General features: G+C 68.0%; 15 protein-coding genes and 2 tRNA genes. 10 read left to right on the top strand and 7 right to left on the bottom strand.

Going from position 1 to position 16,206, the window contains the following annotated elements; all coding sequences use genetic code 11:
- Positions 1–579 precede the first annotated feature (579 nt).
- The 7 genes from AC59JP_RS11125 (at position 580) to pknB (ending at position 10,076) form a co-directional block, all read left to right on the top strand.
- Complete coding sequence (locus AC59JP_RS11125) at positions 580–1,788, top strand: FHA domain-containing protein (RefSeq protein WP_497326472.1); 1,209 nt, start codon at positions 580–582, stop codon at positions 1,786–1,788.
- 104 nt (positions 1,789–1,892) lie between these two features.
- Positions 1,893–2,360 (top strand): FHA domain-containing protein FhaB/FipA, encoded by a 468-nt coding sequence (locus AC59JP_RS11120; RefSeq protein ID WP_497325842.1) that lies wholly within the window; start codon positions 1,893–1,895, stop codon positions 2,358–2,360.
- Positions 2,357–3,829 (top strand): PP2C family protein-serine/threonine phosphatase, encoded by a 1,473-nt coding sequence (locus tag AC59JP_RS11115; RefSeq protein WP_497325841.1) that lies wholly within the window; start codon positions 2,357–2,359, stop codon positions 3,827–3,829. Before AC59JP_RS11120 ends, AC59JP_RS11115 begins: the two co-directional genes overlap by 4 nt.
- Complete coding sequence (locus AC59JP_RS11110) at positions 3,829–5,307, top strand: FtsW/RodA/SpoVE family cell cycle protein (RefSeq protein WP_497325840.1); 1,479 nt, start codon at positions 3,829–3,831, stop codon at positions 5,305–5,307. The genes AC59JP_RS11115 and AC59JP_RS11110 overlap by 1 nt, the downstream gene beginning before the upstream one ends.
- The gene (locus tag AC59JP_RS11105) at positions 5,304–6,791 is read left to right on the top strand and encodes a peptidoglycan D,D-transpeptidase FtsI family protein (protein ID WP_497325839.1); all 1,488 of its coding nucleotides are present in this window, start codon (positions 5,304–5,306) and stop codon (positions 6,789–6,791) included. The genes AC59JP_RS11110 and AC59JP_RS11105 overlap by 4 nt, the downstream gene beginning before the upstream one ends.
- Before the next feature lie 4 nt (positions 6,792–6,795).
- The gene (locus AC59JP_RS11100; protein ID WP_497325838.1) at positions 6,796–8,154 is read left to right on the top strand and encodes a serine/threonine-protein kinase; all 1,359 of its coding nucleotides are present in this window, start codon (positions 6,796–6,798) and stop codon (positions 8,152–8,154) included.
- Positions 8,151–10,076 carry a Stk1 family PASTA domain-containing Ser/Thr kinase gene (gene pknB / locus AC59JP_RS11095; RefSeq protein ID WP_497325837.1) on the top strand — a complete coding sequence of 642 codons (1,926 nt, stop codon included), beginning with the start codon at positions 8,151–8,153 and terminating at the stop codon, positions 10,074–10,076. The genes AC59JP_RS11100 and pknB overlap by 4 nt, the downstream gene beginning before the upstream one ends.
- A 29-nt stretch (positions 10,077–10,105) precedes the next feature.
- Here pknB and AC59JP_RS11090 read toward each other — a convergent pair whose 3' ends face one another.
- Entirely contained in the window at positions 10,106–10,741 is a 636-nt protein-coding gene (locus tag AC59JP_RS11090) for an aminodeoxychorismate/anthranilate synthase component II (RefSeq protein WP_497325835.1), read from the bottom strand.
- A gap of 42 nt (positions 10,742–10,783) precedes the next feature.
- Between AC59JP_RS11090 and crgA the strand changes: the two genes are divergently transcribed.
- Both crgA and AC59JP_RS11080 read left to right on the top strand, forming a co-directional pair.
- Positions 10,784–11,047: a cell division protein CrgA gene (gene crgA / locus AC59JP_RS11085; protein ID WP_497325834.1), complete on the top strand. Its 264-nt coding sequence runs from the start codon at positions 10,784–10,786 to the stop codon at positions 11,045–11,047.
- 42 nt (positions 11,048–11,089) lie between these two features.
- Positions 11,090–11,527, top strand: coding sequence for a PH domain-containing protein (locus tag AC59JP_RS11080; RefSeq protein WP_497325833.1), 438 nt, complete (start codon positions 11,090–11,092; stop codon positions 11,525–11,527).
- A 39-nt stretch (positions 11,528–11,566) separates the two neighbouring features.
- On the opposite strand, the gene AC59JP_RS11075 is transcribed toward AC59JP_RS11080, so the two are convergent.
- Together AC59JP_RS11075 and AC59JP_RS11070 are read right to left on the bottom strand one after the other, a co-directional pair.
- Positions 11,567–12,454: a rhomboid family intramembrane serine protease gene (locus tag AC59JP_RS11075; RefSeq protein WP_497325832.1), complete on the bottom strand. Its 888-nt coding sequence runs from the start codon at positions 12,452–12,454 to the stop codon at positions 11,567–11,569.
- 29 nt (positions 12,455–12,483) lie between these two features.
- Positions 12,484–13,020, bottom strand: coding sequence for a peptidylprolyl isomerase (locus AC59JP_RS11070; RefSeq protein WP_497325831.1), 537 nt, complete (start codon positions 13,018–13,020; stop codon positions 12,484–12,486).
- A 66-nt stretch (positions 13,021–13,086) separates the two neighbouring features.
- On the opposite strand from AC59JP_RS11070, the gene AC59JP_RS11065 reads away from it, so the two are divergent.
- Positions 13,087–13,455 carry a hypothetical protein gene (locus AC59JP_RS11065; RefSeq protein WP_497325830.1) on the top strand — a complete coding sequence of 123 codons (369 nt, stop codon included), beginning with the start codon at positions 13,087–13,089 and terminating at the stop codon, positions 13,453–13,455.
- Here AC59JP_RS11065 and AC59JP_RS11060 read toward each other — a convergent pair.
- From AC59JP_RS11060 to AC59JP_RS11045, 4 genes are all read right to left on the bottom strand, one after another.
- A complete protein-coding gene (locus AC59JP_RS11060) occupies positions 13,452–14,738 on the bottom strand; it encodes an alpha/beta hydrolase (RefSeq protein WP_497325829.1) in 1,287 nt (428 codons plus the stop codon). The two genes, AC59JP_RS11065 and AC59JP_RS11060, sit on opposite strands and share 4 nt — an antisense overlap.
- A 78-nt stretch (positions 14,739–14,816) precedes the next feature.
- Positions 14,817–15,767, bottom strand: a complete 951-nt coding sequence (locus tag AC59JP_RS11055) for a GGDEF domain-containing protein (RefSeq protein WP_497325828.1) — start codon at positions 15,765–15,767, stop codon at positions 14,817–14,819.
- A gap of 90 nt (positions 15,768–15,857) precedes the next feature.
- Positions 15,858–15,930, bottom strand: a tRNA-Ala gene (locus AC59JP_RS11050).
- 148 nt (positions 15,931–16,078) lie between these two features.
- A tRNA-Ile gene (locus tag AC59JP_RS11045) sits at positions 16,079–16,152 on the bottom strand.
- Positions 16,153–16,206: the final 54 nt, after the last annotated feature.

Raw genomic sequence — 16,206 nt, 5'->3', positions numbered from 1 at the left:
GGTTCGGTGGACCCCGATGCGGGACGTCCGCCCGTTCCGCCGGCCCCGAGCCGACCCGTTCCGGCCGCACCCGTCGCGGCCAGGCCTCAGCCCGCAGCTCGCCCCGAGCCCGCCGCAGGGCCCCATCCCGCAGGTCCCCAACCCGCCGCAGGTCCCCAGCCCGCCGCAGGTCCCCAGCCGACGGCGCGCCCCCAGCCTGCCTACCGCCCCCAGCCTGCCTACCGCCCCCAGCCGACCGCCGGACCCCAGCCGCCGCTGAGGCCGCAGCCCGCCACTCGTATGCCCCCACCCTCGACGATCCCCCCGGCCGCCGCTCCCGCCGCTGCAGTCGTACCGGCCGCAGCCGCCGTACCCGCTGCTGCCGCAGCCGTGGCACGGTCTCGGGCCGAATCGAAAGCCGAACCCGAGGCCGAAAAGAAATCAGAATCGCCCGTGGCCGAAGAGGTCTCGGACGCCCCCGCGGCCGAAGCGGCGGTCGAGGCGCAAGCCCAAGCGACCGACACACCCGACCCCGCCGTCGAACCCGAGGCAGCAGTGGAGCCAGTGTCGTCAGAAGAACCGGTGCCGTCAGTAGAGACGGTGTCGTCACCAGAGCCAGAACCGGCCGCACGACCCGAGCCGGCCGTTCCACCACAGGCGGCGGTTGAACCCCAACCGGCCGTAGTACCCCCGACCATCAACCCGCCGTCGATCACAGGAGCGCGCTCGATGCCTCAGAACCCCAGCAACGACCCCGACCGCGACGACGACGAGCGGTTCCGGGGCGAGCGCCCGGAGGGTTATCCCGCTGCCGCCGCGGCTGCGCAGAACGGCAGCTACCGCAACGGCAGCAACTACGGCGGCGCTCCCTACGGACCTCCTCCCGGCCAGCCGTACGCCGACGCGCGCGGAGGTGACGGATACCCGGAGCAGGGCGGCCACGATCAGGGTTACGAGCGTCGCGGATACGACGGTGGCCGCGAGCAGCCGTCCTACGGCCAGCCCGCCTACGACCCGCCTGCCTACGATCCCCGTGGCTACGACCCCCGTGCGTACGGTCAACGGCCGCAGGGCCCGCAGGGCTACGACCCGCGCGGCCGTGACCAGCATTACGACCCCCAGAGCTACGACCAGCAGGGTTTCGATCAGCACGGTTACGACCAGCAGGGTTTCGACCAGCACGGGTTCGATCAGCAGGGCTACGACCAGCACGGCTACGACCAGCGTGGATACGACCGTCAGGGTCAGCAGTACGACCAGCGGGCGTACCAGGACTACCCGCCCGCGCCCGGTGGCGCTCCGCGCGGTGGCTACCCGGCGCAGGACTACGACCGCGGCTACCGCGGCGCCCCGCGTCCCGCGTACGACCAGCCCGCCTACGACCAGCCCGCCTACGACCAGCGCTCCTACGCACCCGCACCGGCGTACGACCCCGCCGGTCCTCCCACCGCCGGCTACCAGGCACCCGCGTACGGCGCGGACGACTACGACTACGCCGATCAGGACTACTCGGCGCAGCAGGGTCTGTCGGTCACCCTCCAGCTCGAGGACGGCAGCGGCCGCTACTTCCAGCTGCGTGAAGGCAGCAACGTGATCGGGCGCGGCCAGGACGCGCAGTTCCGCCTCCCCGACACAGGCGTCTCGCGTCGCCACATCGAAATTCGGTGGGACGGCCGCGTCGCGATGCTCTCGGACCTCGGCTCCACCAACGGAACGACGGTCAACGGCGCACCCGTTCAGGACTGGCAGCTCGCGGACGGCGACGTCATCCGGGCCGGCCACTCCGAAATCCTGGTGAGAATCGTCTAGACCCCAGCAGTCCGTAAATCCCCTCGAGGTGACCCGCCCATTCGGCGTCACCCTATGATGCTGCGAGTAATCGATGCCCGCGATACAAGAGGAGGTGAACCGCGTTGCAAGGGTTGATTCTGCAACTCACACGAGCGGGGTTCCTTCTCGTGTTGTGGCTCTTCGTGTGGAGTGTTCTCCGCACGTTGCGGTCCGACATCTACGCGGCGTCGGGCATGCGAGTTCCCGCTCGGGGCTCGCGCAAGTCCGCCGTTCCGGGGGCGCTGCGCAGCAAGCAGAAGGTCGCCAAGTACCTCGTCGTCACGCAGGGATCCCTTGCGGGCACCCGCATCACGCTGGGGACGCAACCGGTTCTGATGGGTCGCGCCGACGACTCCACGCTGGTGCTCACCGACGACTACGCGTCGACTCGGCACGCGCGCCTGTCACCGCGCGGCGGTGACTGGTACGTCGAAGACCTCGGCTCCACCAACGGCACGTACCTGGATCGAGCGAAGGTGACCACCGCCGTGCGCGTCCCCCTGGGTACGCCCGTGCGGGTGGGCAAGACCGTGATCGAGCTGCGCCCGTGACCCTGGTTCTTCGCTATGCGGCCCGCAGCGACCGCGGCCTCGTTCGGTCGAACAACGAGGACTCCGTCTACGCCGGCGCTCGCCTTCTCGCCCTCGCCGACGGTATGGGTGGCCACGCGGCCGGCGAGGTCGCCTCACAGCTGATGATCGCCGCCCTGGCGCACCTCGACGACGACGAGCCGGGCGAGGATCTGCTCGGCAAACTCGAGGACGCCACCCGTGAGGGCAACGCATCCATCGCCGAGCAGGTCGAGGAAGACCCCGAACTCGACGGGATGGGCACCACGCTCACCGCAATTCTGTTCGGCGGCAAGAAGATCGGGCTCGTCCACATCGGCGACTCGCGCGCCTACCTTCTGCGTGACGGCGAGCTCACCCAGATCACCCGCGACGACACCTTCGTGCAGTCCCTCGTCGACGAGGGGCGTATCACCGCCGAGCAGGCGCATTCGCATCCACAGCGATCACTGATCATGCGAGCCCTGACCGGCAACGAGATCGAACCCACCCTCACGGTGCGCGAAGCTCGCGCGGGCGATCGCTACCTGCTGTGCTCGGACGGTCTGTCCGACGTCGTGAGCAGCGAAACCATTGCGGACACGATGCGCGAGGGCGAGAACGACGAATGTGCGGACCGGCTCATCGAGCTGGCTCTGCGCAGCGGCGGCCCGGACAACGTCACCGTCGTGGTGGCGGACGTGATCGACCTCGACTACGGACAGTCGCACCCCATCGTCGGCGGAGCGGCATCGTTCCACGACGAAGAGGACGCACCGCCGCCCAACACCGCGGCCGGTCGCGCCGCGGCGATGCGGCCACCCCGCACCCAGCCGAAGCGCGTCGTCACGCCCCCGCCCGAGCCGGAAAAGAAGTCGCACAAGCTGCGCTGGACTCTGGTCGGTCTCGGACTGGTGGTCGTCGTCGCGATCGCCGGCGCCGTGGGGTACTACCTTCTCCGCAGCAACTACTACGTGGGCGAGGACGAGAGCCGCGTGGCCGTCATGCGCGGCGTGCCCGGCTCGATCCTGGGGTACTCGTTGCACGACGTCGACCTGGTCGGGTGCGTCCAGGAGACCACCGCCGGCACGGTCGACTCCCGGACCATCGACTTCCGCGCACCGGCCGACGCGAACCGCGGTTGCTCGGTCCTGAGCATCGACGATCTGCAGCCCTCCGCTCGTGAGCAGGTTCGCTCCGGTCTCCCGTCGGGCACCCTCGACGACGCGAAGCAGCAGGTGTCGCGTCTCGCGTCGGGCGACCTCCTGCCGTCCTGCGACTCACTCACCACGACCACCACACCTACGCCGACTCCGGCACCTCCTGCCACCACCGAAGCTCCCCCGGTGCCGCCGACGGCGGAACCCGTTCCCAGGGACATCCCCGCACCGGCGCCCACGACGGAACCGGCCGCGACCTCGGTGCCGACGCAAACTCCCGTGCCAGGAGTGACGTGTAGGGCAGGCCGCTGATGTCGGTTCCGAACCCACCCGCCTCACCGACGCCCGCCCCGAACCCGTCCGGATCGTTCCCCAGCCCGGCCGGTGGCTTCGCGCCGGCGCCGTTGCAGTCCACCAAGCGCGGCGTCGAGATGGCCCTGCTCGGCGGGGCCGTGCTGGTGGTCACCCTGTCGCTGATCCTCGTCGAGGCAAGTCAGGAACAGGCGATCACCTGGGATCTCGCGAAGTACGCGCTCGCCTACCTGGCGTTGTTCTCGATCGCCCACCTGGCCGTGCGCCGGTTCGCCCGGCACGCCGATCCACTGCTGCTTCCCATCGTCGCGATTCTCAACGGCCTCGGTCTGGTGCTGATTCACCGTCTGGACCTGGCCGACCAGCAGACGGCGACGTACTACGGACTTCCCATCCCGTCGCCCGACGCGAACCAGCAGGTCCTGTGGACGGGTCTGGCGATCGCCGGGTTCGTCGCCGTTCTGCTCCTGGTTCGCGACTACCGCACTCTCGCCCGATACGGATACACGCTCGGGTTGGCGGGCCTCATCTTCCTGGCCATGCCGGCGGTCCTCCCGGCGTCGTTCTCCGAGGTGAACGGCTCCAAGATCTGGATCCGGTTGCCAGGCTTCAGCATTCAGCCCGGCGAGTTCTCGAAGATCCTGTTGCTCATCTTCTTCGCCTCGGTGCTCGTGGCCAAGCGGGAGTTGTTCACCACTGCGGGCAGGCACGTCCTCGGCATGGACTTCCCGCGTGCCCGAGACCTCGGTCCGATCCTGGTGGCGTGGGTCGTGTCGATCGGCGTCCTGGTCTTCGAGAAGGACCTCGGAACGTCGCTGCTGATCTTCACCACCGTCCTGGTCATGATCTACATTGCGACCGAGCGCGTGAGCTGGCTGGTCATCGGCCTGACGTTGCTCCTGGTCGGCTTCTTCTTCGCGTACCAGTTCTTCTCCCACGTACGGGTGCGCACCGACACCTGGCTGGACCCGTTCGCCGACTACAACAACACCGGCTACCAGATCTCGCAGTCGCTCTTCGGCCTCGCGACCGGCGGGCTGTTCGGCACCGGACTCGGCAGCGGCCGCCCGTCCCAGGTGCCGTTCGCCAAGACCGACTTCATCGTCGCCACCATCGGCGAGGAGCTCGGCCTCGTCGGGCTCGCCGCTGTCCTCATGCTGTACCTGGTGTTCGTCCTGCGCGGTCTGCGCACCGCGCTGGCCGTCCGCGACAGCTTCGGCAAGCTGCTGGCCGCCGGCCTCTCCTTCACCGTGGCGGTGCAGCTGTTCGTCGTGGTCGGCGGCGTCACCAAGCTGATCCCGCTCACCGGTCTGACCACTCCGTTCATGTCGTACGGCGGATCCTCGCTCCTCGCGAACTACGTTCTCGTGGCGCTGCTCATCAAGATCTCCGACGCCGCGCGAGCTCCCGTCGTGCCGCAGAAGAAGGGTCCCGCACCGATCGCCGACGCACCCACCGAGATGGTGAAGCGCCCGTGAACACTCCACTTCGCCGCGTCGCGATCGCCGTCATGGTTCTCGTGGTGGCACTGCTCGCCAACGCCACCTACGTCCAGGTGATCAAGGCCGACAGCCTCCGCACGGACCCCCGCAACTCCCGTGTCCTGCTCGACGAGTACTCGCGTCAGCGCGGCCAGATCTCGAGCGGCGGGCAGGTGCTGGCGGCGTCGGTCGCGACCGACGATCGCTACAAGTACCTGCGCACCTACCCGGCCAATCCGGCGGCGCCGTCGAGCCCGTTCGCGAACGCCCCCGTCACCGGCTTCTACTCGATGCTCTACGCCAGCAGCGGACTCGAGCGCTCCGAGGACGAGGTGCTGAACGGCTCCGACAACCGCTTGTTCGGCAAGCGTTTCACCGATCTGCTCGCCGGCCGCGATCCACGCGGCGGCAACGTCGTCACGACAATCGATCCGGTGATGCAGCAGGTCGCGTACGACCAGCTCACGTCCAAGGGGTACACCGGCTCGGTCGTCGCCATCGAACCGTCCACCGGCAAGATCCTGACGATGGTCAGCACTCCCAGCTACGACCCGAACCTGCTCTCGAGCCACGACGGAACGCAGAGCACGCAGGCGTGGGAGGCACTGCAGGCCGACCCCGCCAACCCGTTGGTCAATCGTGCTGTGTCGCAGACGTATCCGCCGGGGTCGACGTTCAAGGTGGTCGTCACCGCTGCGGCCCTCGCGGCCGGCGAGACACCGGACGATCAGCTCACCGCGGCGCCCAACATCACCTTGCCGGACACCAGCACGACGCTCGAGAACTACGGCGGCGAATCGTGCGGCGGCGGGGCCACGGCGTCCCTGCGGGAGGCGTTCGCACGCTCCTGCAACACCGCCTTCGTCGAACTCGGCATCAAGACCGGAGCCGACGCCGTCAAATCCACCGCGTCCGCGTTCGGCATCGGGCAGGACCCTGCCGGTGTGCCGATTCCCGTGGCAGACAGCACGGTCGGCGAGATCCCCGACGACGCCGCGCTCGGGCAGAGCAGCATCGGTCAGCGCGACGTCGCCCTGACGCCGCTGCAGAACGCCGAGATCGCGGCGACCGTCGCCAACGGCGGCGTACGCATGGCGCCCCACCTCGTCGCGTCGCTTCAGGGTCCGGATCTGTCGACCCTGTCGACCACCGATCCGCAGTCCCTGGGGCAGGCAATTTCGCCCGAGGTGGCGTCGACACTGACGTCGCTGATGGTCGGGTCCGAGAATGCGACCACCGGAGTGGGCAAGATTGCAGGTGTGCAGATCGCGTCCAAGACCGGAACGGCCGAGCACGGCAGCGATCCGCGCAACACGCCGCCACACGCCTGGTACATCGCATTTGCGCCCGCGGAAGATCCGAAGATCGCGATTGCCGTGATCGTCGAGGACGGCGGCGATCGCGCGTTGGCCGCCACCGGCGGTTCGGTTGCCGCACCGGTGGCGCGTGCCGTCATCGCAGCTGGATTGCAGGGGAGGTGAACCGATGACCAGTGGACTCGGCAACGGAGCCATGATCGCGGGGCGCTACCGCCTCCAGCGGCTCATCGCGACCGGTGGCATGGGCCAGGTCTGGGAGGCGATGGACTCCCGGCTGGACCGTCGCGTCGCCGTGAAGGTACTCAAGCCGGAGTTCTCGGACGATCCCGAGTTCCTCGAGCGCTTCCGCACCGAGGCGCGCACGACGGCTCTCCTCAACCACCCCGGTATCGCGAACATCTACGACTACGGCGAGGTACGCGACCGTAACGGGCAGTCCGTGGCGTACCTGGTGATGGAGCTGGTGATCGGCGAGCCCCTCAACGCGGTGCTCTCACGTATGGGCCGGCTCCCGCTCGTGCACGCCCTCGACATGCTCGAGCAGACCGGCCGTGCGCTGCAGGCCGCACACACGGCGGGGATCGTGCACCGGGACGTCAAGCCCGGCAACATCATGATCACCCCGACCGGACAGGTGAAGATCACCGACTTCGGTATCGCGAAGGCCGTCGACGCGTCGCCGGTCACCCGCACCGGCATGGTGATGGGCACCGCGCAGTACATCGCGCCGGAGCAGGCTCTGGGGCAGGACGCCACCGCCGCGTCGGACGTCTATTCGCTCGGCGTGGTCGGGTACGAGGTCGTCGCCGGAACGCGCCCGTTCGTGGGTGACGGCGCGCTGACCGTGGCGATGAAGCACGTGCGCGACGTCCCGCCGCCCCTGCCGACCGACCTTCCCCCTCAGGTCCGCGAACTCATCGAGATCACGATGACCAAGGACCCTGCAGCACGCTACGAGAACGGCGGCGAGTTCGCCGACGCCGTTGCGGCCGTCCGCGCGGGCAGGCGCCCACCGGCGCCCGGTTCCGCGCCGAGCGGTACCGCTCGCGTCATCCCGCCCGGCGTACCGACCGCCGGTGTGTCGAGCACGCGCATGATGTCCTCGCCCACCGGTGAGTACAAGGCACCTGCGCCCCTTCCGGCCGCAGCCGCCGAACGCGTCGGCATGACGCCGGGTCAGAGGGCCCTCGCCTGGGCGGCGGGCGGTCTTCTGGCACTGGCCGCGATCGTCGCAGCTGTGCTGTTCGTGATGACGAGCGGTGACGACTCACCGTCCGTTCCGCCGGTCACCACCACGGTGCCCGCTCCCACGACCACACAGCGGACGACGACCACGCAGCCCACCACGACCGAAGAAACGACGACGACCGAGCCGACCACCACCACGACAACGACCACCACCACGACCACCACGGAGCCGACGACGACCACGACGGAGCCGACCACCACCACGACCACCACGAACGGCGGTGGCTTCCAGTTGCCGACGCTGAACAACCCGTTCAACCCCGGCGGTGGCCGATGACGACTCCACGCGAGCTCTCCTCGCGCTACGAGCTCGGCGAAATCCTGGGGTTCGGCGGAATGTCCGAAGTGCATCTCGCGCGCGACATTCGGCTGAGCCGGGACGTCGCGATCAAGGTGCTCCGTCAGGATTTGGCGCGCGACCCTACGTTCTACCTGCGATTCCGCCGGGAAGCGCAGAACGCCGCGGCGCTGAACCATCCGGCGATCGTCGCCGTGTACGACACCGGTGAAGCCGAGACGGACACCGGTCCCCTTCCCTACATCGTCATGGAATACGTCGACGGCGACACCCTGCGCGACATCGTCCGCAACGAGGGTCCGATGCCGCCGAAGCGCGCCATGGAGGTCTTCGCCGACGTCTGCGCGGCGCTGGACTTCAGCCATCGCAACGGCATCGTGCACCGCGACGTCAAGCCGGCAAACGTCATGATCAACCGCGCGGGCGCGGTCAAGGTGATGGACTTCGGCATCGCGCGAGCGATCGCCGACAGTTCCAGTCCGATGACGCAGACGGCAGCGGTCATCGGCACCGCTCAGTACCTCTCGCCCGAGCAGGCCCGAGGCGAGCAGGTCGACGCGCGCTCGGACGTGTACTCGCTCGGCTGCGTCCTGTTCGAAATTCTGACCGGGGAACCGCCGTTCACGGGCGACTCACCCGTCGCCGTCGCCTATCAGCACGTCCGCGAGGATCCGCCGCTGCCGTCGTCGGTCAACTCCGGCGTTCCGCGCGAGCTGGATTCGATCATCCTCAAGGCGATGAGCAAGAACCCGGCCAACCGCTACCAGAGCGCCGCGGACATGCGCAGCGACATCGTCAAGGTGCTCAGCGGTGGACGACCCAACGCACCGATGGTGATGAACGACGAGGACCGCACCACCATCCTCGGGTCCGTCGACGCTCCGCGCTCGCGCCACTCGGCAGTCGATGCCGATGCGGCACCCCGCGTCGTGGCACGGCACGGCCGGGACGACGACGATGACGAACCCGGCAAGCGCAGCGGACTGAGGGTCGCGCTCTACGCGTTGGCGGCCATCGTCGTCGTGGCGATCGTGGGTGCATTCCTCTGGTCGCTCGGCCCGGGTGCCGGCGCGAAGCAGATCACACTGCCCGACGTGTCGAATCAGTCGTCGGAACAAGCGCAGTCGACGCTCAACGCGGCCGGCGTCCGACCTCAGATCGAGCAGAAATCGGACTCGACCGTTCCGTCCGGATCCGCTATCGACACCCGTCCCGTCGCCGGTGCGTCCGTCGAGGAGGGCAGTTCGGTCGTCCTCGAGATATCGACCGGCCCGGAGCAGATTCAGGTTCCCCAGCTGGCCGGGTTGTCGCAACAGGCTGCGGCGCAAGCACTCTCGGATGCGGGGCTCGTTCTCGACGGCACCGTGGCGCGCGCACCGTCGGCCCGCACGGACGTCGACAAGGTGATCCGGCAAGAACCGTCGACCGGTTCCACGATGGCCGCCGGGTCGTCGGTCCGCATCACGCTCGGCTCGGGGCCCGAGCAGATTCGTGTCCCCGACGTCACCGGGCAGGCGATCACCGTCGCGCAGCCGAACCTCGAGGGCGCCGGATTCCGGGTCAAGGTCGTGCAGGTGGACTCGCCTCGACTGAGCGGCGACGTCGTCTCCACCAACCCGGCCGGCGGATCGACGGCAACCGACGGTGACGAGATCACCGTCAACGTCTCCAACGGAAGCCAGTTCTCCATGCCCTCGGTGGTCGGTCTGACGCTCGCTCAGGCGGTGGAGGCGATGCAGGGCGCCGGGTGGACGGGAACCGCGGCGGACATCGACCAGAACTTGGTCGGGACACTCGACACCTACCAGGTGGGCAAGGTGCAGGACCAGAGCGTCCCGCAGAACGCCGCGATCGCCAAGAACTCGCGGGTAACGCTGACGATCGGCCGCCTGGGTCTGTAGAAGACCCGGAGCTGTAGAAGACCCGGCGGCTAGGTAGCGGGAACCAACGCTTCGAGCGTGCGCACGAGCTGCTCGGACGGCGACTCACCGCACACGGCCAGCCAGTTGGCGAGCATGCGGTGTCCGCCCTCGGTCATCACCGACTCGGGGTGGAACTGCACGCCGTGGATGGGGAGTTCGCGGTGGCGCATGGCCATGACGATGCCGCTGTCCGTGCGTGCGGTCACCTCGAGCTCGTCCGGAATGGTGTCTTCCCGGACGGTCAAAGAGTGGTAGCGCGTCGCGCGGAACGGGTCCGGCAGACCGGCGAGGACCCCGCCGCCGCTGTGGTGGACGATGCTCGTCTTGCCGTGCAGCAGCTCCGGGGCCCGTTCGACGGTTCCGCCGAAGGCCGCCCCGATGGCCTGGTGGCCGAGGCACACCCCGAGCAGCGGGGTACGCGCCGCGGCGCAGGCACCGACGAGATCCATGGTGACGCCCGCTCGGTCCGGTGTTCCCGGTCCGGGGCTGAGCAGAACTCCGTCGTACTCCTTCGCGACGCTCTCGACGTCCAGAACGGCAGGATCGTCGTTCCGCAGTACCGTGACGGTTGTTCCAAGTTGCCCGAGGTACTGCACCAGGTTGTAGACGAAGCTGTCGTAGTTGTCGACGACGAGAATTCGCATACGGCCAGCGTAGTGGGTCCGCTGATTCGGTAGCGTGTACGCATGCCCAAGTCCAAGGTCCGCAAGAAGACCGACTACACGATCAACCCGGCGTCGCGCACGCCGGTGAAGGTCAAGGCCGCGCCGTCGAGCCCGATCTACCTCACCGTCATGTTCGGTCTGATGGTTCTCGGGCTGATCTACCTGATCGTCTACTACCTCGCGCAGGACGACATCGGCTGGATGAGCAGCCTCGGTGCGTACAACCTGCTGATCGGCTTCGGCTTCTGGATCGTCGGGCTGATCATGACGATGCGTTGGCGCTAGAAATTACACGCGTGTCATTCATCCACAGTGTGGATAACTCCTGTGGATAAACCGTCTTGGGCGACTCCGCTGCCGGCGGTGGTGTTCCTCTCGGTCGGTGCGGTCGCCATGGTCGGCGCCGCCCTCTTCTCCGGAACCGACACCGCGGGCCGCTTCATGATCGGCATCGCGGCGGTGGCGCTGGCCGCACTTGCCCTGCTGGCAGGGCTGCAGCGGCCGCGACTGCTGCTCGACGGCGACGAGCTCGTGGTCAAGTCGCTTCGCGGCGTTCGCTCGTACCACCGCTCCGACATCGACCGCGTCCGCATCGTTCCCTACCCGCGCATGGGTCGACGCGTTCCCATGCTGGAGATCGACATCGAGAAGCCCGAAGAACGGCTGATCATCTTCGGGCGGTGGGACCTCGGGGAGGATCCGCGCGGCGTGTTCGACGTACTCGACGCGCGAGGGTTCGTGCCGGACGAGTTCTCCGAGCGCTGAGCTTCCGACCTACAGAACCGCCGACCTAGAACTCCCGACCTACAGGCCGAGTTCGGCTCGCAACGTCAACGCCCGCAGCAGAATCACCGCGACCGCGACGGCCGCAACGGCCCCGATCGCAACCCAACCCAGCGCGCGGCCGTGCCGGGGGTCGGATCCGGTGGTGTAGAGCACGCCGGCCGTGGCCAGCGTGCCGGCGGCCAAGCCGCCGAGGTGTCCCCAGAGCGAGATCCCGGGGATGGAGAAACTGATGACGACGTTGATGCCGATCACGATCAGAACGGGCGTCGGGCTTCGCTTCAAGCGGAGAAGGATGGCGACCTGTGCGCCGAGGAGCCCGAAGACCGCGCCCGACGCTCCGGCCGTCACCGCGTTCACCTGGAACACCATGACCGCCGCGGATCCACCGAGGATCGACACGGCGTACACGGCGAGGTAGCGGGACCGGCCCATGATCAGCTCGCAGTCGCGACCGATCACGTAGAGCGCGTACATGTTGAGCGCCAGGTGAAGCGGGCCGAAGTGCAGGAATCCGGAGCCGATCACGCGAACGAAGTCGCCGTCCGCGACGGCGGGTGGGTACAGAGCCCACGCGGTGAACAGCGAGCTGACCTGATTGCGCATCGGGTTGCCCGCCTGCACGGCCGTCAGGGCGTACACCAATACGTTGAGCGCGATCAGGGTGTACGTGACCACCGGTGTCCCGGCCCTCAGGCTTCCACCGGCGACGGTGCGCGCCGTGCGGACGGACTTGTTTCCCTCCGCCACGCAGTCGACGCAGTGCTGCCCCACTGCGGCGGGGCGTAGGCATTCCGGGCACGCCGGCCGCTCGCACCGCGTACACGACAGCGCCGTGGGACGGTCCGGATGCCGGACGCACCCGGGCTGGGGTGGCGTCGGAGGCGCACCCCAGCCGGGTTGGGTCATGAGTCGAATTCTCCGGTCGGTCGAATTCGTCAGGCGACGGTGATCGACTCGATCACGACGTCGTCGACCGGGCGGTCGCCACGGGCGGTGGGGACGTTGCCGATCTCGTCGACGACCTTCTGCGAGGCCGGGTCGATGACCTCTCCGAAGATGGTGTGCTTGCGGTTGAGGTGCGGCGTCGGGCCGACGGTGATGAAGAACTGCGATCCGTTGGTGCCCGGGCCGGCGTTGGCCATGGCCAGCAGGTACGGACGATCGAAGGTCAGCTCGGGGTGGAACTCGTCGCCGAACTTGTACCCGGGTCCGCCGGTGCCGGTGCCCGTGGGGTCACCGCCCTGCAGCATGAAACCGCTGATCACTCGGTGGAAGATCGCGCCGTCGTAGAACGGCCCGTCGGACGTTCCCTTCGCGTTCTTGGTCGAGTAGTCCTTGGTTCCCTGCGCGAGGCCGACGAAGTTCTCGACGGTCTTGGGCGCGTGGTTGCCGAAGAGCGCGATCTCGATGTCGCCCTTGTTGGTGTGCAGCGTTGCCGTTTGGGTCTGATTCGGTGAAGTCACGCCCACCATCGTGCCACTTCCCGATCCGATGCCGACTTTCCGGGCGGCGCGTGCGGTGTGTGGAACAGTGGTCCCATGACGCCCACTGTGGATACCAAGACGGTCAAGACGGCACTCGGATTCGCACAGGAAGCGGCCCTGACTCTGGCGAAGGGCCCCGCCGCGACAGGTTTCGTCGTCACCAAGAAGGGCGCGGGCGCCCTGCGCGACCGGCGCAAGGCCAAGAAGGCGTCGCGTACGCAGTCCTCACGGCGGATCACCCCGGTGCGCGCGCTGGCCGTCGTCGGCGGCGTGGTCGTCGTGACGGCCGGAGCGGCCGCGCTCGGACGACTGCGGGGACGCGAACTCCCGCCCGTCGCCGACGCGCCGCCGAGTCTGGGAGCGCCGTCGACCAACGGCACGGCCGCGGCACCGACCACGCCCTCCGAAGGTCAGTCGCACTAGAACGCCAGCCCCAGGAGCACTCGCACCACGTCGCCGGCATCGACGGGCACGGCCGCGGCCACGGTCGGAGCGCCCGCGACGACTGCGGCGACGTTGGCCGCACTGGTGGTGCCGGGGTCGAGGTACTGACCGTGTCCGTCCGCCCCGGACGACGCCAACACCTCCACTCCCGGAAGCAGATTCGGATCGCGGCCGAACCATCCGGTGTCCGCGACGACATCGGTCGGGGACTCGAGGACGTACACGTGCTCGGCTCCGAGGTCACGGGCATCGGAGACTCCGATACCCGGAGATCCCATCAGCACCACGTCGTCCACCGAGGTTCCCGCCGTCAGTGCGTCCGCGGCCACCACCGAGCCGTAGGAGTGCCCGACGACGGTCGTGTGCGCGTCGGTCGGTATCGCGTTCAGGAACGACGCCAGTGCGTCGCCCGCGGCGTCTGCCGAGCGGTTCGACAGCACGCTCGTGTCCGGGTCCAGTAGACCCCAACCCAGTTGCGGCGCTTCGTAACCGAGCCACGTCACCCCAGCGTCGCCCGGGCCCACGATGCCGTCGAGGTCGGCGTCGTACCTGTCCATGCTGTCCTGCACCGTCGACCCGAGCCCGGGTACGAAGACCGCGACGTTCGCTGCGGCGTCGATGTCGCCGATACCGATCGCGGCAATCGTCTCCTTCTCGCCGGTGTTGTCCAGAACCAGTAGTTGTCGGTTTCCCTTGTCCAGCACCGCTTGAACGGCATCGAGAGCCTGAAGCCGTTTCTCGGTCTGCTCCAACCCGGCATCGGCGTTGCTGAGCCATCCACCGAACATGTTGTGCTCCAAGATGTTACGTAGTCGTCGGGCCTCGGCGAGGAGTCGGGCCCGTTCGGTCACGAGGTGTTGCCGATTCTCCGCGTCACGCGCTGCCGCCGTTGGCGTGTCCGGGTCGACGGCCGCCAGCGCGGCCACGAGCGCATTCTCGACGACGACCAGTTGCGCGAGCGCGGCCACGGCCCGCCCGGCGATCCCGAACGACAGGATGGCCTCGATGTCGTCGGCCGCGACGTCGAGGGCGCTGCACAACGAGTGCGCGTCGTGAACCGACTCCCACAGTTCGCCCACCACCTCGGTCACAGCCGCACGCGCCGCATCCGCGGCAGCACCCTCCCACCCGGCGAGGCGCCCGACGTCGGAGAGTCGATCCGTGAGAGTCACCAACCTGCGGCGACCGTCGTCGACTGTCGCCGATGCACCACGAATGGTCTGAGGCGCCCACCGGCGCGAATCAAGAATGTTCTCGGTCATGATCCGAGTAGACGACGGCTGTCACGAGTCCCGCCGACTCTTGTCCACAGGGTCGTGTGTCACCGCGACGTCCTTATGTCACCGCACGTCGGACTTTCCGGGACGAGCCCGCTTCGCTTTGTACAGCTCCGCGTCCGCGGCGCGATAGATCTCCGACCAGCGGCGGACCGTGGGCATGCACACCAGCCCGAAGCTCCATTCCGCCGGATGCGATTCGCGCAGAGCGTGCAGAAGCTCCCGTGCCTCGTCGTCGCGCGAGCCGGGCATGAACAACACGAACTCGTCGCCGCCGAGGCGGCCCAGCACGTGCCCGCGGCGCAGCTTGGTCCGCCACGCGCTCGCGACGCGGTTGAGCAGAACGTCGCCCGCGATGTGCCCGTACTCGTCGTTGATCGTCTTGAAGTTGTCCAGGTCGAGCACGGCCATGCTGACCGGGAGACCCCGCGAGGCGTACATGGGGAGCGTTCTCTCCACCTCGCGTTCGAGTCCCTGGCGGTTCAGCAGACCCGTCAGTGGATCGTGCGAGGCGGAGTGGCGCATCTGTCGTGAGAAGGCGCCGAACGTCTCGGCCGATCCGACGACCGCCAACGCGATCAGCGGGTACATCACCCACGGGGTGTCGAACGACGAGTACGCCGCCGACACGAGCACCGCAGCGGTCAGCACCGACGTCCACGCCCACCCGGACCGCTCGGGCCAGTACGCACCGACGTGCATGCCCAGGAACATTGCGGCAAGGATGCACGTCGTGGTGGCCACGTAGTCCTCCGCGGCCGAGAACGCGATGCAGAGCGCGACGATCGCGACCACGGTCGCGGCACCCAACACCTGCCCGCGGCGGGTTGTGGACCCGAACCAGACCGCGGTGGCCGCGACCGTACCGAGAGAACCGGACAGCACGAGTCTCCACCCGTTCGCCATCAGGCCCGATCCGAAGAAGGATGCCCCCAGAGCGAAGAACAGGACGGACGTGACGAGGAGGTAGCCGATCATGGCGGTTGCGGCGTCGCCCAGCCGGCTCGGTATCACGGCATCATTATCGGGGAAAATCTGCGTTTGCGACGCCAACGGTGAAACAAAAATGGCCCCATTGTTGTGGGAGACCATTCTTCGTGCGAGTGGAGCCTAGGAGATTCGAACTCCTGACATCTGCCTTGCAAAGGCAGCGCTCTACCAACTGAGCTAAGGCCCCGGGTCGGCGTCCGAAAGACGATGCCACACAGCTGATTCCGCTCGAACGAGTCGGACGGCAGCTACGGTGATCGCTACTGACACCACGGCCGATACCGAGAAAAGGACCTTCATGGAGGACGATCCTTTCTCGGCGACGAACCGCCGGGTGGGCCTAGGAGGACTTGAACCTCCGACCTCTTCCTTATCAGGGAAGCGCTCTAACCGCCTGAGCTATAGGCCCGTAATGCATGGATCGTGACGTATCTCGAACCGAGGGACGAGATTACCGCACGGG

This window comes from Rhodococcus sp. 320_ES, assembly GCF_059691855.1.
This window is presented reverse-complemented; position numbering and strand designations above follow the sequence as displayed.